Raw genomic sequence first — 24,464 nt, forward strand, 5'->3', positions numbered from 1 at the left:
CGTCACGAGCGCGTCACCGCCAACTGGCAGGTGCTTTCCGGGTGTTGTGCATCCCTGGAGACGCCGTCAGTCCTGCGCCGACCCGTCCCACGGGTTCTCCCCCTCGGCCGACGGCTCGGCAGCGGCGTCGTAGACCGCCTCGCCGACCTGCCCGCCGCGCTTGCTGAACCACCAGGCGCCGATCAGTCCGCCGAGAATCCCGAGGACGGTCGCCATCACCCATGCGACGGGGCCGCCGATGATTCCGAGGGCGAGCAGGAACGCGGAGAGGAACGTCGCGATGGCGACGCCGGCGCTCGTGCCCAGCGACGCGCCGATCACTCCCCCGGCGAAGGCGCCGACCTCCCGTGCGGCGACCCGGCCCCGCTGTCCCTCCGGCGCCTGGACGATGGCCCGGACCCCCAGCACCACACCCACGGCGATCATGACCGGGCCGACCACGCGGCCCACCTTGGCCAGTGTCTTGATCGTCGCCTGGGTCTCCCCCGCGCCGACCGCGATCCGCCGGGCCAGCTCGATCTCGGATTCCGGGGGAATCCTGGCGCCGCCTTCGGCCGAGGGCAGCCGGCCGCGGTACTTCTCGGCCGACTTCGCGAAGTCCTGTTTGGTGTCGACCGCTTCCGACAGGGCGCGGCCCCCCGGGCTGAGCTTCTTCTGGGTCGCGGTACGCGCAGTGGCCCGCTCGGTGGAGACCTCCTCGGCGATCTTCATCGCCTTGGCCGCGTCCTTCTCCGCGGCCGCCTGCGCGATGGCCTCCACGGCCTGCTTGGACATGGCCTTGTTCTGCTCGACGTACCGGCCGCGGTGGCGGGAGTCCCAGGTCGTGACGGCTCCCCCGCCCTCGCTCCGGCTCGGGGCATCGGTGGACGCGCGGTTCCTCACGAGGACACGCCAGGAGCCGCCCTCGCCCTGGGCTCCGGGCCCGGGTCGGTACCGACTCCGGTAGTTCTGCGGCGTGACGGCCGGGTCGAAGTGCCACCCGGGCGTCTCCCTGGCCTTCTTCACGAGAGTCTCGTAGCTCTCCCGGCCGGTGAAGTGCTCCTTCTTGACGAGGACGACTCGCGGGCCCGGCCTGTCGGCGGTCGCGTGACCGTCGTGCGTCGTCTCGGCCGTCGCGTGGTCTTGCGCGTCGTCGGCCGCCGCGTGGCCCTCCGCGCTGTCGGCCGCCCCATGGTTCCCGGCCGTGCGCGCCTGCCGGTGTACGACATGCGGGTCCGCCGTACCGGCGAGCGCCGCGCCCGAGCGGGTGCCCGCCGCGACCGCGTCCGCCACCCGCTCGGCGGGCTCGTGCTGTGCGCTGACCCTCGTCGGTGCGGCCGGTGGGCGGCCCCGCTGCTGCACGACGTGGGTCAACTCGTGTCTGAGCAGACGGTTTCCCGCGTCCGAGCCGGGCGCGTACTCGCCGCGCGCGAACGAGATGTCGTCGCCGCTGGTCCAGGCGTTCGCGTCCAGGGCACGGGCGGAGTCGTCGGCCTGCGCGTCGGTGTGCACGCGTACGCCGCCGAGGTCTGTGGCGAAGAGGGATTCCATCTCCGTACGTGTCGCGGGATCGAGTGCCCGGCCCGGTCGCGAGCCCGCAGGCCGACCGACGGCCGTGATCGGCGCGGCACGGCCCTCCGCGTCCGCGGAAGCGCCCGCGGACCGGTTCGCCTCTGGGCCGGCGAGGGTCCAGAGGGGGATCCGGTTCACCCACCCCGGATCCGGCGGTCGATCCGGCAGCCGGTCCGGCGCGTCCGCGGCCCGTGCCGGCCGAGTCGTGGCCGCAGGCTCGTGGGAACGATCAGGTCTCATGGTCACCACCCGGGTCGGTGCGTCCTCGTCTGCGAAGAGCGCGACATCCGCGCAGCGTGGCGAACCGTCCGTCACCATCGCGTCACCGACACCCGACGGAACGAGCCGGTCCCGCATCCGGCCGCCGACGCGCCGGTCCGCCGAGCGGGCGGGGCGTGACACGCGGTGGTCGCGGACTCACGCTGTCAACCGGCAGTCGGCAGACCTCGGGATGCCGATGCCCACGGGGGTTCCGCCGGGTCGAGCACCTCAACCAGCGGCGACGAGGTGGTGGCCTGACCTCGGGCTTTCACGAGGTGCCGTCCGGCAGGTGACCCCGCGCCGCTGAACGCGCGGGGTCGAGTGCGCTGAGCCGGAGCTTCCCAGCCTGCGGGCAGACAGCCGAGCGAGGTGAAACACACCCCGCCCGGTTCGCTCAGGGTCGACAAACGCAGCGTGTGACACGTCCTGACGTCGTGACACTGAGCAGCACCCGCGATTCCGTCGCAGCCTCACGGACACGACGTTCGCCGAGGACGCCTCTCAACTGAGAACCGGCAACGCACCCCGCGCGATGGCCACCTGGCACAACCTTGCCGGCGGACCTACTCGCCCGGCGGAACGCGAACGAAACCCTCGGTCCAAGCGTCGTCGTCGAGCTCGCAGGCGTCGAAGTAGAAGCACTCCGGTTCATCACGGAAGCCCGGTAGCAGTCGAGCCTGCCGCACACGCTCCTCCGCCCGTTCAAGAGTGGAGTAGATACCGAGCAGCTTTACGTCGTCGCCGTCCAACTCGTCGCAGAACACACCGCTTTCATCGACATGCACGGTCGAGCCGTCGTCGCCGGCTTCGTTCTGGTGGCCGACATGCCACAGCGGATACACGATCACGGGTGCGAAGCTACCAGCACTGGAATTCGCGGGGCCTACACCGTTCTTGTCCATGGTCGCGGGCATCAGGGCGCGGTCGGCGAACTTGCCCCCGGTCGGGTTGCCCACGGCCCATGCCGACGCCGAACAGCTCGTCGGCGGCACGCAGTCCGTGGCCGTCGCGTGCGGTGGGCGACGGCCACGGTGGGGACCGGGCTGTCCCGGTCACTGGCGATGACTACCGAAAGTGACTCACCGTATGCGCAGAGCCTTGAGGGTGCGCAGTGACGTGGCGAGCAGCTTGGCGTAGTCGCCCCTGCTCATCCGGGCCGGGGGGTCGAAGCCGAGCAGGTGCTGGCTGGACACGTTCTGGGGCTCGGTGTACTTGAGGAGGCCTGCCCGGCCGTGGCGGCGGCCGAGGCCGGAGTCCTTCATGCCGCCCATCGGGGCGCCCTGGGAGGCGTATGCGGAGGCGTAGCCCTCGTTGATGTTCACGGTGCCCGACTCGATGCGGGCGGCGACTCGGCGGGCCCGGCGGACGTCGCGGCTGAAGACACTGGCATTGAGCCCGTAGACGGAGTCGTTGGCGGCCCGCACCGCCTCCTCCTCGGTCTCGAACGAGTAGACGGACACCACCGGTCCGAAGGTTTCCTCCTTCCGCAGCGGCACTTCGGGAGTGACACCGGTGAGCACGGTCGGCTCGTAGAAGTAGGGGCCGATGTCCGGGCGGGGCCGGCCACCCGCCACCACGGTCGCACCCGCGGCGCGGGCCTGCTCGACCTGGGTGCTGATCCGGTCCAGCTGCCCCTGGGAGGTGAGTGAGCCCATGTCAGCCGTGAAGTCCAGCCCTGCTCCCAGCTTCATGGCCCGCACGCGTGCGCCGAAGCGGGTGACGAACTGGTCGTACAGCGAGCTGTGGACGTAGATGCGCTCGACCGATACGCACAGCTGTCCGGAGCTCGCGAAGCAGGCCCGGGCGGCGGCCTCCACGGTGTGGTCGAGGTCGGCATCGGCCAGCACCAGGAGCGGGTTCTTGCCGCCGAGTTCGAGAGATGCGCCGATCAGGCGTCGACCGGCCTGTTCGGCGATGGTACGGCCGACGGCCGTGGAGCCGGTGAAGCCGATGAAGTCGGCGTGCTCCATGATCGGATCCCCGACCACCTTCGAGCGTCCCAGTACCACCTGCCACAGGTCTGCGGGAAGGCCCAGCTCCAGGAGCAGCGCGCGGGGCCAGAGGCTGGACAGCGCCGTCTGGTTGTCGGGCTTGTGGACCACCGCGTTGCCGGCCAGCAGGGCGGGGATCACGTCCATGGTGAGGGCCAGAGGGTAGTTCCACGGGGTGATGATGCCTACGACGCCCTTGGGGTGAGGTGTCTCGACCGCCTGGGTGAGCAGGGGGAAGGCGCCCTGCCTGCGCTGGGGCCGCAGGACCTTCGGGGCCTGCCGGGCGGCGTACAAGGTCGACGACGCCGCCTCCATCAGTTCCTCCATGGCGTGGTGGCGCGCCTTGCCGTTCTCCCACTGGAGCAGATCGAGGATCTCCTCCCGGCGGGACAGCATCAGATCATGGAGCCGCAGGAACGGCTCGGCCCTGCGACGTGCAGGCAGGGCCGCCCAGCGGCGCTGGGCCTCCCGCGCGGCCGCGAAGGCGGCTTCGACGTCCGCCGCAGTGGACTGGGGGAGGACGGCGAGCGTGTCGCCGGTGAACGGGGCGGTCGTGGCCACGGGCTCGCCACCGGCCAACAGGCCTGCCGTCAGCCTCCTGACCAGTGGGGCGTCCGGGCGTCGCACGCCGACAGCATCGGCACTCTTCCGGCTCTCCGAGGACTCGCCCATCGGACTCATCGGACTCGTCGGACTCATCGGGTCATCTCCAAACAGGTTTTCACACGTGCCCTGGCGTTCTCACCGACAGCAGAGAGCACCAGCGGATCTGCGGTTCGCCCCCACGGTTGCCGTCGAGGAGCGAGCCGAGGCGGTCTCGTACCGTCGGCCCGAGGGGCCGGATCGATCGTGCGAGGGGACCGGCCTCGCTGCCGCACGGCCGCCGGCTCCTCGTATGTGGCGGGATCAGACCTGGCGCAGCGCGCCGCCGTCGACGGCCCACTCCGCGGCGGTGACTTGGCCCGACAGGGGCGAGACGAGGTACGCGATGGCCTGCGCGAGGTCCTCGGGCGTGCCCCACCGGCCCGTGAGCAGCGGTCGGACCTCCGTGGTCATGCGAGTCAGCGCGGTCTCCCTGTCCGTACCCCACACCTCGGCGGCCTGCTCGGCGAAGCCGTTCGGCCCGTCGTACAGCGGGGTGAGGGTGGGTCCGGGGACGACGACGTTCGAGCGGATGCCCTGGGGGCCGAACTCGGTGGCCAGTGAAGTGGACAGCGCGAGCAGCGAAAGCTTCGCTGCCGCGTAGTCCTGGTTGCCGGAATGCGGCAGCCGCGCGGAATCACTGCCGAGGTGGACCAGGCTGCCGCCGCCGCTTTCCAGCATGGCGGGCACGACGGCGCGGCTCATGCGGCGGGCCGCATGGAAGTTGAGGTCGAAGGCGGCGAGCCACTGCTCGTCGGTGATGTCCAGGAAGCCGGTACGGGCCTGAAGTCCGCCGGCGTTGTTGACCAGGGCGTCGATCCGGCCGTGCCGCTCGATCGCGGTGGTGATCACGTGGTCGGGCGAGGCGGGGTCGGTGAGGTCGGCTCGGACGGCCGTGCCCCGGGCACCGAGACCGGTCTCGACCGGGTCGCGGTCGACCCCGACCACGACGGCCCCTTCCTCGGTGAGCAGACGGGCGGTGGCTTGCCCGATGCCTGAGGCGGCACCGGTGACGATGACGACCTTGTCGGTCAGTTGCAGGTCCATGACGTTCTCTTTCGGGCGGCGGCCAACGGTGCGGGGGCGCCGCGGTGCGGGGATCGTGGGGGAAACGGAGATCAACGGGGCGCCGGCCGGCAGGCAGGAGGCCCCGGTCCGCGGTTGTCAGGGGAGCTGGGCAAGCAGTTCCTGACGGTGTGCGGTGGCCCATGCGGCGAAGTGGATGGGCTCGCGGCCGAGCAGGTCCTGGACTGCGCTGGTGGTGACCTGGGAGTAGTCCATCCGACCCTCGTAGGTCTGTCGCACCCAGACCAGCGTGCTGGCCGCGTACGCGTCGTCCATGTTGTCGGGTGCGGTGTCCAGCCCGCCCTCGATCATGCGCATCAGATCGTCCGGGGTGATGACCACCGCGGGGATCTCCTGCCCGAGAGCGGCGGAGAGGACCTCGGCGACCTCGGCGCCGTTGAGGACGTCGGTGGACAGGAAGTAGTCCTTGCCCGCATGCGTGTCAGGGCCTTCGGCGAGGACCTTGGCCACGACCGCCGCGATGTCGTCGTTGGCGATCCAGCCGACCTGCTTGTCGCCCATCGGCCACACCAGCCGGCCGTCGCGCAGCCGGTTGATGCCCAGCAGGTTCTCCATGAACACGTGCGGATGCACATTCGCCCAGGCCAGCCTGGAGCCGGCGATGTAGCGCTCCACCAGTTCGTGCCAGGCGAAGTGCGCGTCGGTGGAGCGCTTGTCGCTGAACACGCCCAGGTGCACCAGGAAACTGACGCCGGCGTCCTCGGCGGCGTCCACCAGGGTCTTGGTCTGCTGGTTCATCGCCGAGGTGTAGCCGGTCATCAGGAAGACCCGGTCGATGCCCGCCAGCGCGTCGGGGAAGGTGTCGGGGTCGTCGAGATCGATACGGACCGCTTCCTTCCCCTCCTTGATCCACTGCTCGACGGTCGACTTGCTGCGTGAGGCGCGCACCGGGACCGCCTGGCCCGGCGTCGCTTCCAGCGCCTTCACGACCGCCGCTCCGGTGCGGCCGGTGGCCCCGAGAACCAGCACCCGGGGGGTGTCCGTCTTCTGCATCTGTCTCTCCCTTGGACTCGCATGGACTCATACGAAAGCAATCACTTTCGTGTGACTCGATAGTGATTGCTGTCGTATGCTGTGTCAAGTCGACGCGAGACCGGAGGAAGATCGTGCGTACCTGGGCAGAGAACGACCCCAAGGCGCGCCTGATGGCGCGCAAGCGCGAGGCGATCATCAACGCGGCCCTCGCGGCCTTCCTCGACGAGGGGTACGGCGGAAGCTCGGTCAACCGCATCGCCGCGAGCGCAGGCGTGTCCATCACCACCCTGTACCGGCATTTCGAGAGCAAGGACGATCTCTTCGTCGCCGTCATCCAGGAGGCCTGCGACACCTCCGCGCAGACCGCGAACCCGAAATGGCTGGAGCTGCCGCCCCTGGAAGGCCTGACGGAAGCAGGCTGCGAGCTCCTCCAACACATCCTGTCCGAGCAGCAGTTGGCGCTGTTCAGAGTGGTCGCCCGGGATGCGCAGCGCTTCCCGGAGCTCGGCCGCCGCTACCAGCAGGAGATTCTCGGAGACCGCGTGGCCCTGTTCACCCGGCACCTGTCCCACTGGCCGGAGGATCTGCGTACCAAGGTCAGCGACCCGACACGGGCCGCGCACGTCTTCTCCGCGCTCCTCCAGGCGGAGATCGTGGACACCGCACTGCTCGGCGGACCGGTCCCCGACCCGGCCGCCCTGCGCATCCGCGCCCAGGAAGCCGCGGACGACCTGCTCGCCCTCGCCCGGACCGGACGGCTGTGAGCCGGCGACGGAATCACCGCGAGCGCACGCATGCGCCGCAGGCTGTTCACGGCACCGGAACTCTCCGCCCCCGACCCCGGGCAACCGGCAACGCACGTCCCGGCGGCGGTCCCGAGCCTCGCTGAACGGCGGGCCGCTGACGCCTCTGGGACCGGCCAGGTCCGGTCGGCTCGGCTGTGGCGGCACGCCGTCTCGCCGGTCAGCCAGTTGATCTCTGTTTGGCGAGGGTGTCCGCGTTGGTCGTCGCAGCCTGCATAGGATCGTCGGCATGACGCTGCGCCTTGTCCAGGCGAACCTGAAGGCTCTTGACGACTCGGCGGTCGGCCGGTTCTGGGCGGAGGCGCTCGGCTGGGGTGTTTCCGGTGAGGGATCCGGCGTGACCGCCGTTCAACCCGCCGGCTTCGACTGGCTGGACCCGGCCGCCGTCGGTATCGACGTCGTCACCGTCCCGGAACCCAAGACAACGACGAAGAACCGTGTGCACCTCGATCTCGCCACCACCTCTGCGGCCCATCAGGCGGAGTTGGTCGCGCGTCTCCGGGCTCTCGGCGCGACACCCGCCGACGTGGGCCAGGGCGACGTGCCGTGGACGGTCCTCGCCGACCCCGAGGGCAACGAGTTCTGCGTGCTGGAGCCTCGGGAGATCTACCGGGACACCGGTCCGATCGCCGCGGTGGTGGTCGACTGCGCGGATCCGCGGGTCATGGCTTGGTTCTGGGGCGAGGCGACGGACTGGACCCTGCACCGGGTGACGGACGATCATGCGGTGCTGCGCTCCGCCAAGGGGGTCGGCCCGTATCTCGAATTCCTCCGCACGCCCGGCGTGAAGACCGTGCCGGACCGCGTCCATCTCGACCTGGTGGCGTGTCCCGGTGACGACCAGGAGGCGGAGGTGACCCGACTGCGGGCCCTCGGCGCCACCGACTTCGACCTCGGCCAGGGCGACGTCTCGTGGAAGTGCCTGACCGACCCGGAGGGCCACGAGTTCTGCGTCCTCGCCCGGCCCTGACCCGAAGCCTCGACGACACCCCGGCAGGTGAGCCCCGCCTGCTCATGTACGCGCTGGTGGGTCTCGCGGCCGACGCGGCCCGTCAGAGTGGTGCGAGACGGGCCCTGAGCAGGCAGAACTCGTTGCCTTCAGGGTCGGCCAGGACATGCCAGGACTCTTCCCCGGTCTGGCCGACGTCGGCCGGGCGCGCCCCGAGCTTCAGGAGGCGTTCGAGTTCGGCGTCCATGTCGCGGTCGGTGGCGTTGACATCGATGTGCAGCCGGGATTTTCCGGGCTCCGGCTCGTCTCTGATGCTGAGGATGATCGTCGGCTGTGGGCCGCCGAACCCTTCGCGCGGCCCGATCTCGATGCTTCCGTCGTCCTCGCGACCGAGCTCCACGAAGTCCAGAACCTCGCACCAGAACCGCGCCAGTACCTCGGGGTCGCGGCAGCCGAGCACGAGTTCACTGATACGGCACGCCATTGCCGACACCTATCTCTCAGCGTGGGAACCGCCGGGGTGGCCGCGCGCGGATCACGGGGCTCCCAGCAGGGAGGACACTCTCGCGACCGTATCGGGCGAGGCGACAAGTGGCGAATTGGCTTCAGGTCCAAGGGCGTCAGGTACGCACCGCCGTCGACTGCGACTGCGACTGCGACTGCGACTGCGACTGCGACTGGCGGGTCTGGTCCTGCACGCACACCGAGACACCCGGTGAAGCTCGGCAGCATCCCGAAGAGTCACCTTGCAGCGCTCGGTGGCGATCCGAAGTGGGCCACGATCTGGTGCGCGTGGCGATCGTCCGGGCCGAGATCCTGGACGACGCGAGCGGCTTCTCGGGCCCGGCCCGTCTCGCACAGCAGCCGGACCAGGACGTACAGGGCATCACGGTCAGCGTCTTCGGCGCGGTTGCGGAGCGCCGCCTCCATCCCTCGCTCGCGAAGCGACCTGTTGAGTCTCCGACGTGCGTGGACATCCGTGCGGGCGAGTTCCGTGAGCTCCGTGCGCCGTTCCGCGCGGACGAGCAGGTCCAGGTGCCACAGATGGCTGTCGTGCGCGGCGGAATCGGCGGAGTAACACTCGGCGTGGACGCTCACCAGCGCGATGGCCGCATCCCAATCGCAGACCTGCTCCGCTGCCCGGGCCTGCTCGAACCACTCCACGGGACGAGTATCGCCTGGGCTCGGGACCCGGTGCGAGGGGGTCACCTCCCATCGGCTGTCCGTCAGCCGACCGCCTCACCGGTGCGGAAGATTCGGTTCAGATGGTGGTCCAGGACCGCGGCGGCGGACTCCGGGCTGCGCTGGCCGACGAGAACTCCGGTGCCGAGTCCCGCGGACATGGCGAGCAGGCCGGCCGCCTCCAACTGCGCATCCACGCCCGGCTCGAGCAGCGCCGCATCCTGCGCCTGCCGGAGGAGTCCGGTGAGGGCCGCCTCCGCGGCATCAGGGTTCTTGATGAAGGACTGGGCTGCGAGAGCCCGGTCGCTCACGGACAGAACGGCGTACGACGTGTAGATGTAGTGGAAGGCGCGGCTCTCGTCGTCCGTCGGCAGCGCCGCCGTCAGCAGCGCCTCGACCATCGCCCGCGGCCCCGACCCGTCCCCGGCGGCTCGCACACGGGCGGAGACCCGCTCCCCGAACCCCTTCGCCAGATACTCGAGCCCGAAGAGCAGCAACTTCTCCTTGGTCTGGAAGTAGTACTGCACCAGTCGCAGGGAGACGCCCGCCTCCGCCGCCACATCGCGCATCCCCACGGCATGCAGCCCACGTCGTCCCGCGACCCGGACGAGCGCCTCCGCGATCTCGGTGCGCCGTTCTGCGTGGTCCACGCGTCTGGGCATCGGCCGGTTCTCCGCTCGTCGTTCCTGCCATGGCTCCCTCTGGACCTTTGATGATACAGGTGTACCAATATCGTGGTACGTTCGTATCACAAAAGAGAACGGAGGGGCCCATGCCCGAGACCGTTGCCCGACCTCAGGCCGATGTCGGCCGCTATGTGAGCGAAGCCTGGCGGGAGCGCTGCTTCGCGGCCTGCGATGCGGTCTACGCGCTGGGAGCGCCTGCGCGCGCCGAAGAAGACGTGGAGACGTCCTTCGGTACCACGCACGTCTATCGCTACGGCCCCACGGACGAGGCGGCCCGGTCCCGCACCCCCGTGGTTCTGGTGCACGGGGCAGGCTCCTGCTCCGCGATGTGGTACCCGAACACCCCCGCCCTCAGCGCGGACCGCCCGGTCTACGCGATCGACACCCCGGGTGATCCCGGCCGAAGTGTGCAGAGCGAGCCGATCCACCAGCCCGAACGCGCCGCACAGTGGCTGGACGAGACTCTCGCCGGACTCGGCCTCGACCGCGTACATCTCGTGGGCAGCTCGTACGGCGGATGGCTCGCCCTGAACCTGGCGCACCGCAGGCCCGGTCGCCTCGCCTCGGTCACCCTGCTCGACCCCGGCGGCCTGGAGAAGGTGGGGCTGCGCTTCTTCGTCTGGATCTTCGCCAGCCTCTTCGCGACCTTCGCGCCCAAGGCACTCCGCCCGCGGCTGGCGGCCTGGCTGGAACAGCCGGTCCTCGTCGTGCCGGAACTGCGCACGATGATCAGAACGGCCACCCGCGCCTACCGCATACGCCGCCCCGTTCCGCTTCCCCTGTCCGACGGGGAACTGACCACCATCCGGACTCCGCTCTATCTGGTGCTCGGCAGGCGAAGCCTCCTCGTGCACCCGCAACGGCAGGCCGAGCGTGTACCGCGCCTGGTTGCCGGCGCCCGAGCCGACATCATCTCCGGCACGGGCCACGGCCCGCAGATCGACCACGCGGAGGAGGTCAACCGCAGGATGCTGGACTTCATGGCCTCCGTCGGCTGACAACCACCCACGGCTCGGGAACGGGAGGCGCAGACCGGCGCACGATTCCGCTGGTTGCCGTGCCGGCGTGCGCGGCTCTGCTGATCGGCGTCGGCCTGCTGCTGACGTGAGCCTCCCGGCGGGCCCTCGGACGCTGCCGGTGCGGTGGCGTCCGAGGGACTGCCCTGCCGGGTGTCAGGTGCTGCGGCGGCGGGCCGGTGCACGTGACGCGGGCTTGGGTTCGCGGGGTGGGGTGTCCGTCTGTACGGCGTCGGCGGCGGCGTCGGCCACTTCGGCCACGTTGGTGACGTCGGTGTCGAGCACCTGATCGCCGTACAGGTCCTGCAGCCAGTTGGTCTGGTAGATGGTGTCGAGGTAGCGCTCGCCCAGGTCCGGGGCGATGGCCACCGTGGTGAGGTCACGGGCGTCGTGCCGGGACAGCCAGTCCGTCGCGCCGCTGACCACGGTTCCGGTCGAGCCGCCGAACAGGAAGCCGTTTCTGGCCATGCGGTGACACATCCGGATGGTGTCCGGCTCGTCCACCCTGATCACCTCGTCGACGAGGGACTCGTCGAGCAACGGCGGCCGCATGCTCATGCCGAGGCCCGGGATCATCCGGCGGCCCGGCTCGCCGCCGAACGCCACCGAGCCGGCCGCGTCCACGGCGACGATCCGCACCGGCCGGGACGACTCGCGGAAGTAGCGCGCACAGCCCATCAGGGTTCCGGTGGTGCCGGCCCCGACGAACAGCACGTCCAGCTCCGGGAACCGGCGGGCGATCTCCGGGGCCGTCGTACGGTAGTGCGCCAGCCAGTTGCCGGCGTTGGTGTACTGGCTGAGCCAGACGTACCGGTCGTCGGAGGCGCACAGCGAGCGGACGTAGTCGATCCGCTTGCCCAGGAAGCCGCCGTTGGTGTCCTGGTCGGCCACGATGTGCACCTCGCTGCCGAGCGCCTCCATGAGGAGTCTGGTCGACAGGTTGCACCGGGAGTCCGTCACACACAGAAACCGGTAGCCCTTGCTTGCGGCGATCATGCTGAGCGCGACGCCGAGGTTTCCGGAGGAGGACTCCACGAGGACGGAATCCGCTGTCAGGATTCCGTCCCGCTCGGCACTCTCCACCATCTCGTTCGCGGCCTTCAACTTGATGGAACCGGCGAAGTTGAAGGCCTCGCACTTCAGGTAGAGCGGGTATCCGCAGATCGATGCGAGATCGACGAACAGGTCGCCCTCGTTGAAGGCGTGGGGAGCGGATATGACGGGCACGGCGGGCCTCCTGGTGCCGGGCCGAGGACCACGGCCTCAGCCGTACCGACGCAGTTCGTGGAAGAAGTCATCGATGAGACGCAGGTCCCCCGCCCGGGACACCTCGTCGTAGACGTGCTTGCCGACGGCGAGGTCGAGGACGCCGAGCCCGAAGGGCGAGAAGATCACCGGTCGGTCGGCCGGCGGCGCGGCCCGTCCGGCCATGACGTCGCCGAGGGTTCCGTTCAGGAAGTCACGGTTGCCGCTGAGCTGTTCGGCCAGGTGGGGCGACGTGTCGGCCTTGAGGCAGTGCTCGACGTCGTCGACGAAGTTGGCCGAACCCAGCAGGATCTCCGGGGCGAGGTCGCGCAGGGAGACGTGCAGGACCAGCGGGTTGTGGGCGAACAGGGCCTGGTCGGTCACGTGCGGCCGGCCCGCGATGGTGGCGAAGACCACGAGGTCGCTGGCGCGGACCAGGTCCTCGGGGGTGTCGTGGACGGTGATGTGCGCGGTGCTGCCGGTCTCCCGCAGGTAGCCGCAGAACCCGGCGGAGCTGTCGGCGGACACGTCGTGCACGCCGATCTCGTCGAAGTCCCAGCCCGTGCCGGCCAGGAAGGTGTGGATGTAACGGGCGATCAGCCCCGTACCGAAGAATCCGACCCGGGTGGGGCGGGTCCGGTTGCGGCTGAGCCAGTCGGCGGCGAGCGCCGCGGAGGCCGCCGTCCTGGAGGCGCTGATGATCGAGCTCTCCAGGCAGGCGAACGGGTAGCCGGTGTCGTGGTCGTTGAGGATGAGCACCGCGGACGCCCGCGGCAGCCCGGCACTCACGTTCTCCGGGAAGCTGGAGACCCACTTCAGGCCGTCCACCTGGACCGGCCCGCCGAGGGAGGCCGGCAGCGCGATGATCCGCGAGGTGGGGCGGTCGGCGAAACGCAGGAAGTACGACGGCGGGTTGACCGAGTCTCCCGCGTCGTGCAGCCGGTAGACGGTCTCGACCAGCTCCACGAGCTGTTTCTCGCGGCCGCTCAGCGCCTGCTGCACCTGCTCACCGGTGATCACCGCGAAGGTCGGCACGGCGGGCCCGTCGGGGACCGCGGACCGGGTGGCGTTCGAAAGGGTGTCGGTCATCGCTCGCTCGCCTCCAGGGCCGGGCAGTCGTCGACAGGCCGCAGGGGCTCGCCCAGGCCTACCAGTACCTGGCGCGCTCCGGTGAACGCCTCTCTGCTGTGCGCGCTGCGGATGTTGTCCACCAGCAGCAGGTCACCGGCCTGCCAGGGTTCGCGCCTGGTGTGCGCCTCGTAGGTGCTGTTGACGATCCGGACGACGTCCTCGTCGATCGGGGAGCCGTCGCCGTGACGGGTGTTGAACGGCAGCCCGTCCGGGCCGTAGACGTCGAGCAGGTACTCGCGTACCTCCGGGTCCAGCGTCCACTCGTTGAGGAAGGCGATCTGGTTGAACCAGCAGCGCCGGCCGGTGACCGGGTGCCGGACCACGGCGGGGCGGCGCTGCTCGGTGCGCAGCGTCCCGTCGGGCTGCCAGGTGCAGCTGATGGCGTTCGTACGGCAGTAGTGCTCGATCTCGGCGCGGTCGGCGGTGCCGAACGACTCCGCGAGGCTCGCCCCGATCTCGTCGTTGTAGCTGCGGGTCAGGATCCAGCCCTCCCGCTCGAACCGTTCGGTGAGCCCGGTGGGCAGCGCCCGCAGTACCTCTTCGGCGTCGGCCACCGCCGTCGCCCCGCCCTGCTGGGGCGCGGTGAGACAGGCGAACAGCATGAGGCCGGGCACCTGCTGCTGGTAACTCAGCTCGTGATGCATGCACATGGGCTGGTTGTCCGGCCAGGGCGTGGAGGAGTAGAGCCCCCGGCCGTGGGCCTCGCGGGGGGCGAAGGCCTCCCGCTCCGTCATGAGGTCACCGGCCAGCCGGGCGAAGACGGCACCGGCCTGGCCGGCGTCGCGCAGTCCGAGGCCGCGGACGACCAGCGCCCCGTGCTCGGTGACCTGTGCGCGCAGCGCCTCGCGGTGCTCGGCCGTCCACCTGGGGGCGTCGTCGGGGGGATCGACGCACAGCAGTGCCGGTTTGTCCGGCCGCAGCTCCACGTCGAGTGGTGATGCCAGGGATGAGAACGGCATCTCGGTTTCCTTTCGGTCGACCGCCTGGGGTGTGACGGGGGTCAGGAGGAGGCGAGGGGGAGGACGGTGTTCAGGACGGCCTGTGCCGTCTCGGCCGGACGGGTGCGCAGGAAGTGGTGGCCCCCGTCGGCGAGTTCGTGGAGGTCGACGTGGTCGGCCAGGAGCTGCCAGTCCCGGTGGCGCTGGGCGTGGCCGGCGGTGTGCGGGTCGTCGGCGGCGACGACCACCGAGACCGGCGCGGTCAGTTTGACCGGCGGCGGGGCCTCGAGGGCCTGGTGGAAGTAGCGGTGCGCGGCGACGCAGTCGTGGCGGTAGGCGGCGGCGATGTGTTCTGCGTGCGGCGCGTCGAGTTCCACGAGTTCCGCGTAGCCGCCGTCCGCGGTCAGCCGCTCGGCGATCTCGGCGTCGCCGGCGGCGGTCAGTTCGACGATGGCGGTGAACCGGTCCCTGGCGGTGCCGAGCAGTTGTGCCGCGAGGAAGACCCGGGCCACGTGCACGCCCCGCTGCTGGAGTCTTCGGGCGGTCTCGACGGCCGCCGCGGTCCCCGAGGAGTGGCCCCACAGCACGACCCGGGTCAGGCCGCGGTCCGTGATCTCGGCGACGGTCCGCTCGGCCACCTGCTCGATCGACGCGAACGTTTCGGGGGGCGCGGCCAGGTTGTGGCCGGGCAGGTCCACGGCGAGGACCGGCAGGCCGCTGCCCGCCAGCGCGCTCGCCATCGGCTGGTAGTTGACGGCGTTGCCGCCCGCGTACGGGAAGCAGACCAGGGCGCACTCCGAGGCGCGGCTCCCGCCCGACAGGGGCACCAGCAGCTCCGGGCGCTGCCGGGCCGTGCCGTCGAGGAGGGCGGCCAGGTCGGCCAGGACCGGGTGCCGGGTGATGTCCTTCAGGGACACCGCACGGTCGAGGGCGAGGCTGAGTTTGACCGCGGTGAGGGAGGTGGCGCCGGCGTCGAAGAAGTGGTCCGTGCGGCCGATCCGCCGCTCGGGCACCCCCAGCAGTTCGGCCCAGGCCGCGGCCAGCCGCCGTTCGGTCGGGCTGAGCGGGGCGGCGTCGTCCGCGGTCTCCGTGTCCGGTGCCGACTGCTCGGCCAGGGCGGTCAGGGCCTTTCGGTCGATCTTGCCGTTGGCGGTCAGCGGCAGGCTGTCCTGCCAGTGGAAGGCAGAGGGCACCATGTAGCCGGGCAGGGCCGCGCCGAGTGCCTTGCGCAAGGTCTCCGGCTCCTGCTCGTCGCCGGAGTAGAAGGCGATCAACTGCTTGCCGCCGCCGGTCCGTTCGGCGACAACCACCGCGCCGTCCCGTACCCCGTCCACCCGTAGCAGGGAGTTCTCGATCTCGCCGATCTCGATGCGGAAGCCGCGGATCTTGACCTGGTTGTCCCGGCGGCCGAGGAACTCCAGCTTGCCGCCGGGGTGCCAGCGGCCCCAGTCCCCGCCCAGGTAGAGCCGTTCACCGGGCCGGTACGGGTCCGTCCGGTACGCCTCCCGGGTGCGTTCGGGATCGTTGACGTACCCACGGCCCACGCAGACGCCGGAGAACGCGATCAGTCCGGGGGCGCCCAGCGGTACCAACGACAGGTGCTCGTCGACGACATGGACGCGTACGTTGTTGACGGGCCGCCCCAGCAGCACCCGTTCGGGTACCTCCCGGAGGACCTCGTGGTTGGTGTCGTCCGAAGTCTCCGTCAGCCCGTAGGCGTTGAGCAGCGCGATGCCCGGCTGGACGGCGAACCAGCGCTGGACCAGCTCCCGTTTGAGCGCCTCGCCGGTCACCGACACACAGCGCAGGTCCGGGAGCATCCGCGGGTGCCGCTCCAGATAGGAGACGACGACCTCCAGATAGGACGGCACGAGCTGGGCCACGCCGACCCGGCCGCGTTCCAGGGTGCCGACGAACCGCTCCACGTCGGTGATCACGTCCTGCTCGACGAGCAGGGTCCGGCCGCCCACCAGCAGCGGGGCCATGAGCTGCCACAGGGAGATGTCGAAGCACTGCGGGGCGGTCTGCGCCACCACGGTTCCCTCGCCGATCGACAGGTCGTCGATCTTGGCGTGGAGGTGGTTGAGCAGGCCCGCGTGCTCGCACATCGCGCCCTTGGGCTCACCGGTGGAGCCGGACGTGAAGTAGATGTAGGCGAGTTGACCGGGGTCGACCCGGATGCCGGGGCCGTCGTCGGCGTGCGATTCGGCGTACGCCGTCTCCGTCAGGAGCTTCTCGACGCCCTCCAGGGTGGCCAGCGCCTCGTCCAGGGTGTGGGTGCTGCCGGACTCGGTCAGGACCAGCCGGCATTCCGCCCGGGAGAGCGTCGCCGTGATCCGGCCGGCCGGGAAGTGCGGTTCGATCGGCAGATACGTGCCGCCCGCCTTGAACACCGCCAGCACGGCCGCCAGCCAGTCGAGGTTGCGCTCGGTGACGACGGCGACGACGTCCTCCCGGCCCAGGCCCCTGGCCAGCAGGGCGCGCGCCAGCCGGTTGGCCCGCCGGTCGAGTTCGCCGTACGTCCACTGCCGCTCGCCGTGGACGGCGGCCACCGTCTGCGGATGCGTCCGGGCGCGCTGCTCGAACAGTTCGTGTGCCCGCGCGTCCGGCAGCGGGCGGGCGGGCCCGGTCAGGCCTTCCAGCTGCTCGCGTTCCTCCTCGGCGGACAGCAGGCTCTGCCGGGTGTGGTCGGCGTCCGGTTCGGCGGTCATCAGCCGCAGCGCGGTCAGGTGGTAGCCGCCGATACGGGCGGCGGTCCGGGCGTCGAGCACGTCGGTGCGGTACCGCAGGCGCAGGGTCAGCCGTCCGTCCCGGTCGGACCAGCGCACGTGCAGGACACCGTCGCCGGCATGGGTCCCGTGGGCTTCCGCCGGCCCGCACACGACCTCGTACGGCGGCTCCGTCAGCCCGAGTTCCCGCCGCAGCTCGGCCACCGGGAAATCGCGGTGGGCCAGCACCTCCGCCTCGGCGTCGCGAGCGGCCGTGAGCAGGGCCGGCCAGGGCCCGGCGGGGACGGATGCCCGGCACGGCAGCGGCTCGCCGTCCGCGCCGGTGGTGTACCCCGTGACCACCTCCGCCTCGCCGGAGAGCACGGCCAGCACCTTGAGGTGCGCGGCCAGCATCAGCGTGCCGACCGGCAGGCGCCGCTGCCCGGCCAGTTCCCGCACCGCCTCGGCCGTGTCGTCCGGCACGGGTATCTCGTGCTCGGCCGCACCCTGAACCGGTTGCGGAGCCCACCGCGGCACGGCGGTGGCACCGCCGGCGGTCAGTACCCGGCTCCAGAACTCCCGGTCCGATTCCACGCGCGTTCCCATCGAATGGCCTTCCTCAACTCACGGTCGCCGTGGTGGCGTTGGCTGCTGACGTGGTCCCGCCGGTGGCACCGGGCCCGCTGCCGCTCTCCGGCATGTCCACCGCGGGATTGCCGCCCCACTGTGCGTGCGGGGGGACTTCCTCGCCCTTCATGAGGAAGGAGTCGGGCGCCAGCACCGAGCCGTCGCCCATGGTCACGCCGTAGTGCACATGGGCGCCCACGCCGAGGGTGCAGCCGGTGCCGAGCGTGGTGACGTCCGACTTGAAGGTGCCGTCCTCCTGCGAGTGGCACTGGATCTTGCTGCCGGCGTTGAGGGTGCACTCGTCACCGATGGTGGTGAGTGTCCGCTCGGTCATGTAGACGCCGTCGTCGAACACCCTGCTGCCGATGCGGACCCCCAGCAGCCGCCAGACCAGGGTCTTGAACGGGGTGCCGTTGAAAAGGTTGAGGTAGTGGTCCGGGACCTTCCACAGCCGCTCGTGCCACCAGAAGTACGGGTCGTAGATGGAGCACAACCGGGGGCGCAGCGCTCGGAACGACGCGATGCAGCGCTCCACGAGGACGAAGTACGCGGCGGAGAAGGCGAGCGTGAAGGCCAGGTATCCGCCGATCACCACCTGCCCGACCACGCCGTACAGGTCCACGGAGGCGAGTCCGAGCAGGGTGAGCGCGAAGGTGTGCAGCCATCGCACGAGCAGCATGCCCGCCATGGAGCGGAGGTTGTAGCGGTTCTTCGCGGCGAGCCGGCGGCGCAGGGTGTCGCCGGCTCTGAGGTGGTCGAACCGGGTGTCGCGGTCCACCGTGCGGGGGATCTCGAAGCACGGTGAGCCGAGGAGGCCCACTCCTTGCCGGACCTCGCCGTCGAGGGGAACCATCACCTTCGTCGCCAGCAGGCAGTTGTCGCCCGTCCTGCCGCCCGCCGGGTAGGCGATGTTGTTGCCCAGGAAGTTGTGCGGCCCGATCACCACCCTGGACAACCGGAAGGACGTGCTGGAGAAGTCCGCGTTGAGGACGGAGAGGCCGTCGGCGACCATCGTTCCGCTGCCGACGGTGACCAGCAGGGGAGACTCGTGCTGCACTTCGGTGCCGAAGTTCGAGCCGGTCTGCTCGACGCGTGACAGGTCGTATCCGATGCCGCGGAGATAGTGGACGATGTACGAGCTGTCGCCGAAGAGCCACGCGAAGAACTTGATGTTCGTCATCCGGGCCGTGGTCCGTTGCAGCACGTAGTGGAAGCCGTAGAGCGGATAGACCTTGTCGGGCCTGAGGAACAGACCCACCAGACGCGGAACGGTGCACAGGACCAGCAGTCCCAGGACGACGAACCCGAAGAACAGGACGAGGGAGAGCACCAGGGCGTCGGGGAGCAGTTCCGAGGGGCTGAGCGCGGCCGACTGCGGGTCGAGTCGCGTGCCGATCGCCGGTACCTCGGTGAAGAGCATGTACGCACCGCCGACGACCAGCGGGATGTACAGGAGGAACAGCTGCGTCAGCGTGCCGAAGCCGAACCAGGCCCGGCGCAGGGTGCCGCACGGGGCAGGATCGACCCTGGCGTAGTCGACCCGGGTGGGTTCCGCCGGGGATCCGTGCCAGTGCTCGCCGTCCGGGACCGCCTGGCCGCGGTACAGGGCGGACGAGTGGCCGAGCTGGGCACCGTCGCCCATGGCGGTGTCGATGTCCAGGACGGTCTTCTCGCCGACGAGGACGTCGTCGCCGAGGGTGATCCGGCCGGTCTGGATGTGTCCCGCGCTGGCCCGGTAGCAGAGGAGGAACGCGTCCTTGCGGATCACCGTGCCCGCGCCGATCGTCAGGAGGTCGGTGCAGACCGGGACGGTGCGGGAGAGGATCGTGACGCCCTTGCCGATCCGTGCGCCCAGAGCCCGCAGGTACAGCACGTACAGCGGGGTCCCGGCGAGGAAGACCATCGGATTGGCGTGGATCAGCACCTTGACGAGCCAGAAGCGCAGATATGCAAGGCCCCAGACGGGGAACTCACCGGGCCGCCAGCGGCCGACCAGCAGCCATTTGGCGACGATCGGGAAGGTGCACAGCACCACGAACGCGATGCCTCCGAAGAGCACCGACCGCAGATAGATTCCGGCCAGGCCCGAACCGGCGGCGATCCACTCGTAACCCGCGGCGGTGACGAATCCGGAGACCAGCGAGTAGCCCAGGAAGACCAGCAGCTGGACGGTTCCGCAGAGCAGATGGGTGCGCCGCTTCCCGCGCGTCACCGGGGCCGGCGGCGGGGGCGCCGCCGGGGACGGGGCGTCCGCAGGACCGGCGGGGGCGGGCGTGGCATCCCCGAGCGCCGTGACCAGACTCTGGATCGTGGGATGCCGGTAGATGTCCTTCATGGACGGGGAGGGCAGATCCGCGGTCTTGCGTATTCGTGCGCAGAACTGGGCCATGACCAGGGAGTTGGCGCCGAGGTCGGTGAAGAAGTGGCCGTCGACCGGAACGCTCTCGGCGCCCAGGAGGTCGGCCAGTGCCCGCGCGAGTCGCCGCTCGGTCTCCGCCCCCCTGCGGCCGGTGTCGCTCAACGCGACGACGGATTCATCCGGCTCCGAAACGACCTCGGAGGACTGTTCCACCATGCGATCTCCTGGAGAACGTGGATGTTCCTGATCACGAACCGGCGGATTCAGTTTGTCCAGAGAGATCTACGTCTGCCACTTTTGCCATGGATTTAACTGCTCGGAAAGAATGATTCGCCGGGCCGGATCCCCCGGGATTCAGGCCGGGACGGGTGCGACGCGGTTCACCCACATGGCGGTCCCCCAAGCGGCGGCGCGCACCCCTCGGGCTGCGACCGCATCGGAAAAACGAGCATCACGGCGTCACGGTGACCGATCCGCTCACACGTCGGGTCGGGCCGACCGCCCCGTCGGCCGGCCACCCCCTCGGTCACCGCGGCCGTGCGGCCGCGTCGGCGTGCCGGGCCACGGCTCCGCGCACGACACTTCGCGGCAGCGGGCCACTTCCCGGCAGCAGGTCGCGCCGCGGATCAGCCGGCGGCCGTCCAGGCCTTCGGCCCGATGCCGCGCCACTCGATCAGGTCCGGGTCGTCGACCGTCGTATTGGCCTCGGGCAGCCCGGCCCGGCGCAGGAACTCGACGACATCGAGCAGGTGATACGCGGTGCCGACATACTCTCCGCGGATGGTCACCCGCCTGCCACCGTCGGGGCCCGGCGGCTGCACCACCACAGGCGCGTCTTTCATGATTGCCGAATGCCCCGTACCGGGCCGGGTCATGCGGGCGCGGCACATGCGTATACACATCGTTTCGACATCATTCCGGCCGGTCGTGACGACTGACGCGCCCGAGTCCGGCTCCCCGTGCCGGACCTCCGGGCGGCGCACCACCGGCGTGGGGGTGGGCGGGGCCGGAAATCGGCGGATGGCCGAGATTCCCCGGGAGGCGGAGGGGCGGGAGGGACGTTCGGTGCGTCCGGTACACGCCAATAACGACCGCCCCAAGGGCGGGGGCGGTGCCCGGCGCCGGGCCGGGCGGCCGCTCCGGTGCACGCCGGTCACGTGCCCGTTCGACCCGGCGACGACACCTTCACGCACTAGTTACATGTCCTTCACGATGCGCGCGCTTTCAGTCACTTAGTGTGCCCGTCCGGTCGCCCGAAGGAGACGTCCCGCGTTCCGGCTGCCTAGCCTCCCGGCCATGCGATCACCACTGATGAGACGCTTCGGCCTCGGTGCCGTTCTCGCCCTCGCCCTCGCCGTCTTCGGGCTGGCCCCCAGCGCGAGCGCCGACCCGGCACCGGCCGAGCTCACCTTCGCCACGAACGCCGCGACCACCACGCCCGGCGGCACGGTGAACCTGTCGATGACGATCACCAACAACAAGACGTACGACATCTGGTTCGTGTACCAGACGATCGACCCGACCTACCTGACCACGCAGCGCCCCGACCTGAAGTACAGCTTCACCGGCTGCAGCCTGGCCGCGGCCGACGGCACCAGCACCGCCTGCTCCGGCACCGGGCCCACCAACCTCGGCACCGACTACGGCGCCACCGTCCCGCCCGGGCAGAGCCGCACCGTCACGCTGACGCTGAGCGTCGCCGCCGACTCCGGCTGCAACGGCAACATCGGCTTCTACTCGTACTTCTACGCCGAGTTCAGCGACTCCACGAGCACGAGCGGCGGCCCGGTCTACACACCCGAGACGCGCGTCCTGTGCGCCTGACGGTCTGTCGGGGTTGACCTGAAAAGGTCTGTGATCGGCCAATGGTCCGGGGCCGGGCGCTCTCTCCCCCAGAGAGGTCCCGGCCTGCACCGCGGACGGAAAATCAGGTAACTCGGTTCCATCGGAGGCCTGTTGGTCGCCTGCTCTTTTCCGTCATGTTTCGCAACACGACCACGAAAGCTACACACAGGCATCACTATGTGACGCGACGGATGCGTCGACGAACTGGCCTCTCAGGGGGAAGCCGGCGTCGGCGTAGGGGGTGCGTCCGCTCTACGGAGCCGTACTCACCCCTTCCCGGGGAGGGGACTTCACCGCATGAAGCGGACCATACGCACGGCCGTGCTCACGGTCGGTGCGCTCATAGCCACGCTCGGCCTGCCGGCCGGCGCGGCCCATGCCGACGACGCACCCAGAATCGACCTGCGGGTGTTGGTGGTCAGTGACGGGGGGCCGTCGACCGACGCCATCGCAGCCGAACTGACCGATGCCGGAACGCCGTTCACCGAAATCGACCTGACCCGGTCGGGACGGCAGAGCATCGACGCGGCCTTCCTGGCAGATACCGTCGACGGGCGGCCGCGCGCCAGGTTCCAGGCCGTGGTGCTGCCCAACGACAATCCGTTCGCGACCGGCTCCAGTGAGATGGCCGCACTCACAGCCTACGAACAGACTTACCAGATCCCCCAGGTCGATGCCTATACCTACGCGCGTCCAGAAGCCGGTTTGCAGTACCCGGTCGGCAGCACCGGCTACTCCGGCAGCCTCGACGGCGCGCAGGCCGACGTGACCGACGCAGGCAAGGCGGGCCCCTTCGGCTACCTCGACGGCACCGTCCCCTTCGAGGACAACGACCCCTCCGTGGGCGAGAGTTACGCCTACCTGGCCCAGCCGGCGGCCGGCGCCGACTTCACCCCCTACGTCGAGGCCACGATCCCGGGCCAGTCCACGAAGGGCTCCCTGGTCGGCGAGTACCGGCACGACGGCCGGCGCGAGCTCGTCGTCACCTTCGTCTACAACCAGTACCAGGAGCAGTTCCGGCTGCTCTCCCGCGGCATCGTCGAGTGGATGACCGGCGGGGTGCACCTCGGCGCCTCCCGCAACTACTTCGCGGTGCACGTGGACGACCTGTTCGCGGCCGACGACCGCTGGAACACCGAGCTCAACTGCACGCCCGGCGACGTCGACTGCACCGACCCGAACGCCACGCCCGACCCGATCCGGATGACGTCCGCCGACGTCGACCACGCGGTGGCCTGGGAGCAGAGCAAGGACTTCACCCTCGACCTCGCCTTCAACGGCTCCGGCAGCGTCGACCAGCGCGAGGACAACAACGGCGTCGACCAGCTAGCCGACCGGCTGATCGCGGACAAGAACGACTTCCGCTGGATCAACCACACCTACACGCACGCCTTCCTCGGCTGTGTGCAGAACACCACCGTGGTGCCGTGGGTCTGCGACACCAACGCCGACGGCAGCACCAAGTGGGTCGGCGAGAACGACATCTCCGACGAGATCGCCACCAACCGCGTCTGGGCCCAGACCAACGGACTCCCCCTGGAGAACGACGAGTTGGTCACCGGTGAGCACTCCGGGATGCGGGTGCTGCCGCAGCAGCCCGACGACAACCCGAACCTGGCGCCCGCCCTCGCCGCCAACGGCATCGACTGGCTGGGCTCCGACAACTCCCGTGATCCGCAGCAGCGGCAGATCGGCGCGGCCGAGACCGTCCCCCGCTACCCGATGAACGTCTTCTACAACGCGGGCAAGGCCTCCGAGGAGGTCGACGAGTACAACTGGCTCTACACCAGCCGCGCCCAGGGCGGCAGCGGTATCTGCGAGGACAACCCGGCGACCACCACCTGTCTGTCGCAGCCGCTGGACACCAGCACCGGCTACACCGGCCAGATCGTGCCGCTGGAGACCCGGATCGCCCTCGGACACGTGCTGTCCAACGACCCCCGGCCGCACTACATCCACCAGTCGAACCTGGCCGAGGACCGCATCGCCTACCCGGTGCTGGACGGCGTACTCGACGGCTACCGGGCCCTGTTCGCGGACGACACCCCCGTGGTGAACCTGCGGCTGAAGGACATCGGGACCGAGCTGAAGCGCCGGGCGGACTGGCAGGCCGCGCTCCAGGCCGGCCAGGTCACCGCCTATCGCATCGGCGACGCCGTGACCGTCGACGCGCCGGCCGGCCTGGAGGTCACCGCGACCCTGCCGACCGGGACCACCGTGGCCGGCACCGCGTTCGGCTCCGCGTACGCGGGCGCCGTCTCCGGCTGGACCCCCTCGGCCGGCGAACCGATCGGCCTCACCCTGCCGGCCACCACCGCCGCCCCGGCGGTCACGGCGGCCGACTCCACCGCCCCGGCCACGGATCCCGCACCCGACACCCGGGTCCCGGCGGGTGTGACCGAGTCGGTACCCGCCACCGTCGGCGACTGAACAGCGCTCCGCAGTACCAGCGACCGAAGCGAGAACAGA

At 70.3% G+C, this 24,464-nt stretch carries 19 protein-coding genes; 5 read left to right on the forward strand and 14 right to left on the reverse strand.

The features are described from left to right. Positions 1-66: 66 nt before the first annotated feature. From ACFWXC_RS19090 to ACFWXC_RS19110, 5 genes are all read right to left on the reverse strand, one after another. Positions 67-1,908, reverse strand: a complete 1,842-nt coding sequence (locus tag ACFWXC_RS19090; protein ID WP_384480365.1) for a DUF4157 domain-containing protein — start codon at positions 1,906-1,908, stop codon at positions 67-69. 467 nt (positions 1,909-2,375) lie between these two features. Further along, positions 2,376-2,768, reverse strand: a complete 393-nt coding sequence (locus tag ACFWXC_RS19095; protein ID WP_384480098.1) for a hypothetical protein — start codon at positions 2,766-2,768, stop codon at positions 2,376-2,378. 123 nt (positions 2,769-2,891) lie between these two features. Next, positions 2,892-4,502 carry a succinic semialdehyde dehydrogenase gene (locus ACFWXC_RS19100; protein WP_384480100.1) on the reverse strand — a complete coding sequence of 537 codons (1,611 nt, stop codon included), beginning with the start codon at positions 4,500-4,502 and terminating at the stop codon, positions 2,892-2,894. 207 nt (positions 4,503-4,709) lie between these two features. Continuing rightward, the gene (locus ACFWXC_RS19105) at positions 4,710-5,492 is read right to left on the reverse strand and encodes an SDR family NAD(P)-dependent oxidoreductase (RefSeq protein WP_384480101.1); all 783 of its coding nucleotides are present in this window, start codon (positions 5,490-5,492) and stop codon (positions 4,710-4,712) included. Positions 5,493-5,609: 117 nt separating this feature from the next. Then, positions 5,610-6,524 (reverse strand): NmrA family NAD(P)-binding protein, encoded by a 915-nt coding sequence (locus ACFWXC_RS19110; protein WP_384480103.1) that lies wholly within the window; start codon positions 6,522-6,524, stop codon positions 5,610-5,612. Between the two features lie 113 nt (positions 6,525-6,637). Between ACFWXC_RS19110 and ACFWXC_RS19115 the strand changes: the two genes are divergently transcribed. Next, the gene (locus ACFWXC_RS19115) at positions 6,638-7,270 is read left to right on the forward strand and encodes a TetR/AcrR family transcriptional regulator (protein ID WP_384480105.1); all 633 of its coding nucleotides are present in this window, start codon (positions 6,638-6,640) and stop codon (positions 7,268-7,270) included. Between the two features lie 268 nt (positions 7,271-7,538). After that, positions 7,539-8,279, forward strand: coding sequence for a VOC family protein (locus ACFWXC_RS19120; RefSeq protein WP_384480107.1), 741 nt, complete (start codon positions 7,539-7,541; stop codon positions 8,277-8,279). Between the two features lie 82 nt (positions 8,280-8,361). Here the strand turns inward: ACFWXC_RS19120 and ACFWXC_RS19125 are convergent, their stop codons facing one another. The 3 genes from ACFWXC_RS19125 to ACFWXC_RS19135 form a co-directional block, all read right to left on the reverse strand. Further along, entirely contained in the window at positions 8,362-8,742 is a 381-nt protein-coding gene (locus ACFWXC_RS19125; RefSeq protein WP_384480109.1) for a VOC family protein, read from the reverse strand. Between the two features lie 257 nt (positions 8,743-8,999). After that, on the reverse strand, positions 9,000-9,422 hold the full coding sequence (locus ACFWXC_RS19130; RefSeq protein ID WP_384480111.1) for a hypothetical protein: 423 nt from the start codon (positions 9,420-9,422) through the stop codon (positions 9,000-9,002). A 62-nt stretch (positions 9,423-9,484) separates the two neighbouring features. Beyond that, entirely contained in the window at positions 9,485-10,102 is a 618-nt protein-coding gene (locus ACFWXC_RS19135; RefSeq protein ID WP_384480113.1) for a TetR/AcrR family transcriptional regulator, read from the reverse strand. A gap of 110 nt (positions 10,103-10,212) precedes the next feature. Here ACFWXC_RS19135 and ACFWXC_RS19140 point away from each other — a divergent pair, with 110 nt between their 5' ends. Then, the gene (locus ACFWXC_RS19140; RefSeq protein ID WP_384480115.1) at positions 10,213-11,124 is read left to right on the forward strand and encodes an alpha/beta fold hydrolase; all 912 of its coding nucleotides are present in this window, start codon (positions 10,213-10,215) and stop codon (positions 11,122-11,124) included. Between the two features lie 174 nt (positions 11,125-11,298). Here ACFWXC_RS19140 and sbnA read toward each other — a convergent pair whose 3' ends face one another. From sbnA to ACFWXC_RS19170, 6 genes are all read right to left on the reverse strand, one after another. Next, positions 11,299-12,369 carry a 2,3-diaminopropionate biosynthesis protein SbnA gene (sbnA, locus tag ACFWXC_RS19145; RefSeq protein WP_384480117.1) on the reverse strand — a complete coding sequence of 357 codons (1,071 nt, stop codon included), beginning with the start codon at positions 12,367-12,369 and terminating at the stop codon, positions 11,299-11,301. Positions 12,370-12,405: 36 nt separating this feature from the next. Further along, positions 12,406-13,476, reverse strand: a complete 1,071-nt coding sequence (gene sbnB / locus ACFWXC_RS19150) for a 2,3-diaminopropionate biosynthesis protein SbnB (protein ID WP_384480119.1) — start codon at positions 13,474-13,476, stop codon at positions 12,406-12,408. After that, the gene (locus ACFWXC_RS19155) at positions 13,473-14,477 is read right to left on the reverse strand and encodes a TauD/TfdA family dioxygenase (RefSeq protein WP_384480121.1); all 1,005 of its coding nucleotides are present in this window, start codon (positions 14,475-14,477) and stop codon (positions 13,473-13,475) included. Before ACFWXC_RS19155 ends, sbnB begins: the two co-directional genes overlap by 4 nt. A gap of 41 nt (positions 14,478-14,518) precedes the next feature. Next, positions 14,519-17,770: an amino acid adenylation domain-containing protein gene (locus ACFWXC_RS19160; protein WP_384480123.1), complete on the reverse strand. Its 3,252-nt coding sequence runs from the start codon at positions 17,768-17,770 to the stop codon at positions 14,519-14,521. A gap of 13 nt (positions 17,771-17,783) precedes the next feature. After that, positions 17,784-20,366 (reverse strand): Pls/PosA family non-ribosomal peptide synthetase, encoded by a 2,583-nt coding sequence (locus ACFWXC_RS19165; protein ID WP_384480125.1) that lies wholly within the window; start codon positions 20,364-20,366, stop codon positions 17,784-17,786. A gap of 410 nt (positions 20,367-20,776) precedes the next feature. Beyond that, complete coding sequence (locus tag ACFWXC_RS19170) at positions 20,777-20,938, reverse strand: hypothetical protein (protein WP_382532001.1); 162 nt, start codon at positions 20,936-20,938, stop codon at positions 20,777-20,779. 508 nt (positions 20,939-21,446) lie between these two features. On the opposite strand from ACFWXC_RS19170, the gene ACFWXC_RS19175 reads away from it, so the two are divergent. Both ACFWXC_RS19175 and ACFWXC_RS19180 read left to right on the forward strand, forming a co-directional pair. Further along, the gene (locus ACFWXC_RS19175; RefSeq protein ID WP_384480127.1) at positions 21,447-21,974 is read left to right on the forward strand and encodes a hypothetical protein; all 528 of its coding nucleotides are present in this window, start codon (positions 21,447-21,449) and stop codon (positions 21,972-21,974) included. Between the two features lie 318 nt (positions 21,975-22,292). Next, positions 22,293-24,425: a hypothetical protein gene (locus ACFWXC_RS19180; RefSeq protein WP_384480129.1), complete on the forward strand. Its 2,133-nt coding sequence runs from the start codon at positions 22,293-22,295 to the stop codon at positions 24,423-24,425. Positions 24,426-24,464: the final 39 nt, after the last annotated feature.

Origin of the sequence: Streptomyces sp. NPDC058683 (assembly GCF_042716195.1) — a bacterium.
In the GTDB taxonomy this organism is placed as follows: domain Bacteria; phylum Actinomycetota; class Actinomycetes; order Streptomycetales; family Streptomycetaceae; genus Streptomyces.

What these genes read in the sequence shown, in the direction of transcription:
- ACFWXC_RS19175 (WP_384480127.1), top strand. Translation starts at nt 21,447, where the DNA reads ATGCGATCACCACTGATGAGACGCTTCGGCCTCGGTGCCGTTCTCGCC.
- ACFWXC_RS19110 (WP_384480103.1), bottom strand. Translation starts at nt 6,524, where the DNA reads ATGCAGAAGACGGACACCCCCCGGGTGCTGGTTCTCGGGGCCACCGGC.
- ACFWXC_RS19105 (WP_384480101.1), bottom strand. Translation starts at nt 5,492, where the DNA reads ATGGACCTGCAACTGACCGACAAGGTCGTCATCGTCACCGGTGCCGCC.
- ACFWXC_RS19180 (WP_384480129.1), top strand. Translation starts at nt 22,293, where the DNA reads ATGAAGCGGACCATACGCACGGCCGTGCTCACGGTCGGTGCGCTCATA.
- ACFWXC_RS19140 (WP_384480115.1), top strand. Translation starts at nt 10,213, where the DNA reads ATGCCCGAGACCGTTGCCCGACCTCAGGCCGATGTCGGCCGCTATGTG.
- sbnB (WP_384480119.1), bottom strand. Translation starts at nt 13,476, where the DNA reads ATGACCGACACCCTTTCGAACGCCACCCGGTCCGCGGTCCCCGACGGG.
- ACFWXC_RS19100 (WP_384480100.1), bottom strand. Translation starts at nt 4,502, where the DNA reads ATGAGTCCGACGAGTCCGATGAGTCCGATGGGCGAGTCCTCGGAGAGC.
- ACFWXC_RS19160 (WP_384480123.1), bottom strand. Translation starts at nt 17,770, where the DNA reads ATGGGAACGCGCGTGGAATCGGACCGGGAGTTCTGGAGCCGGGTACTG.
- ACFWXC_RS19135 (WP_384480113.1), bottom strand. Translation starts at nt 10,102, where the DNA reads ATGCCCAGACGCGTGGACCACGCAGAACGGCGCACCGAGATCGCGGAG.
- ACFWXC_RS19165 (WP_384480125.1), bottom strand. Translation starts at nt 20,366, where the DNA reads ATGGTGGAACAGTCCTCCGAGGTCGTTTCGGAGCCGGATGAATCCGTC.
- ACFWXC_RS19090 (WP_384480365.1), bottom strand. Translation starts at nt 1,908, where the DNA reads ATGCGGGACCGGCTCGTTCCGTCGGGTGTCGGTGACGCGATGGTGACG.
- ACFWXC_RS19125 (WP_384480109.1), bottom strand. Translation starts at nt 8,742, where the DNA reads ATGGCGTGCCGTATCAGTGAACTCGTGCTCGGCTGCCGCGACCCCGAG.
- ACFWXC_RS19155 (WP_384480121.1), bottom strand. Translation starts at nt 14,477, where the DNA reads ATGCCGTTCTCATCCCTGGCATCACCACTCGACGTGGAGCTGCGGCCG.
- ACFWXC_RS19120 (WP_384480107.1), top strand. Translation starts at nt 7,539, where the DNA reads ATGACGCTGCGCCTTGTCCAGGCGAACCTGAAGGCTCTTGACGACTCG.